Annotated in this window: 1 protein-coding gene and 1 pseudogene; both read right to left on the minus strand. The window is 31.7% G+C overall.

Annotated features, from left to right (window positions below):
* Positions 1–860 (minus strand): annotated as a pseudogene (locus ACTG3S_RS14425) (hypothetical protein); the annotation flags it as partial.
* Positions 861–869: 9 nt separating this feature from the next.
* Positions 870–1,548 (minus strand): alpha-L-rhamnosidase C-terminal domain-containing protein (locus ACTG3S_RS14430; RefSeq protein WP_439130031.1); only part of this gene is annotated, 679 nt, incomplete at its 5' end.

A 1,548-nucleotide genomic window follows, 5' to 3' on the forward strand; every position in this document is an offset into this window, starting at 1 on the left:
GGCATATAAGACCAGATTGCAGCTCTTCTATCATTCATTGGATTATCGTCATCTGTAACGGCATATGTTCCACTTGCTTGATATATTGTTGATTGACGTTTCCAGTGAATAGCATCTTTACTCGTCCAATGTCCAATTTTAGTTTTTACACGATCGTAATAAGCTTCTATACCAATTTCTCCAGCACGTTCTGTTGGAAACATGTGATAAGTATCTCCTACTTTTACAACCCTACCACCTTCAAAACCACCTTGAATTCCTTCAGTTCCAGGCATGCCTTCATCGATTGTTGGCTCATTTTCGCCCCCAATAATTTCAAAAAGGGGCTTTTCATCAGAAAAACCTTCTACTATAAATGTTGGATTCCAAAGATTACCATCTGGAAATTTTGCATTTCTATACTTTAATTTTTGTTTTGCTTTTACTACTCCTAAAATGGTAAAAAGTTCTGGGAAATTTATTGTGTGAGTTCCTTTAGCGTAAGTTATAGCATATACATTTACAGGAGGTAAACCTGTTATTGTTAATCCGTTTTTAAGGAGAAGTTGATTCTTTTTAAAAGAATTTTTATCATTAAAAACACCAATAAGTACTTTTACTTCTTCTTTAAATTTTAATCTAAAAGATTTGTTATTTTTAACTGGTAATTTTATTCCTTTTAAACCTTTTAATTCTTCTGCTAAACGAACAATATTATGTTTGCTTTCTGAAAAAACATGGGCATATTGTATTGTTTCAAAAGTTTTGTAATTGACATCTAAAATTTTAAATGAGGCTGCTTTCCAACTTGAATTTGAATTTTGTGCTATTCCAGAAAAAAAACTTAGAGTAAATAATATAAATATATATCTGAATTTCATCATTTTAGTTTATAACGCTTTGTAATTAATTTGATAATCTGTTTGAGGTTTTAAAACAAGTTGAAATTTATTTTTTTCAATTTTGATAATATTTCCAAAATTTGAAGAAGGTTCCTGTTCGCTCTTAAAAGTTAATACTCCTTTTCCTTCTGAAGCTTTTATTTTTATCTCTTCTGTACTACAGTGTAATTCTACAACACCATTAGGCGTTGGCACTTTACCTTCCATCCAATTTAAGCCACCTAAGTTTGGTTTTACTTCGTAGGTTTTATACCCTGGAGAAGTTGGTTGAACTCCTAAATAATATTTACCAAAAAGATAAATTGGGCTTGCACCCCAAGCGTGACAAAGGCTTTTTCCATAAGGTCTGCCATACATTGCTAAATGCTCATCTTCTTTATCTTTAGGATTGTATAATTCCCAAAAGGCAGTAGCCCCAAGCTTCAACATGCCTCCCCAATAATCTCGAATTTCATCTAGAACAAATTCATGTTCGTCCAGAGCACATAAGGCTTCCAACTCAAAAAAGCGCATGTAAGGTGTAGTTATTTTCTGAATATCATCATTTAATAACACCTTATTTTTTACAGTTTGTTTTTGTTTATCATCAAAATAATCAAAAAATATTCCAAACATATTGGCATATCTTGTAACTACATCTTGCATTTCTCCGTTAATACGTTGATGT

The sequence above is a fragment of the Polaribacter sp. genome (assembly GCF_965656025.1).
Classification (GTDB): domain Bacteria; phylum Bacteroidota; class Bacteroidia; order Flavobacteriales; family Flavobacteriaceae; genus Polaribacter.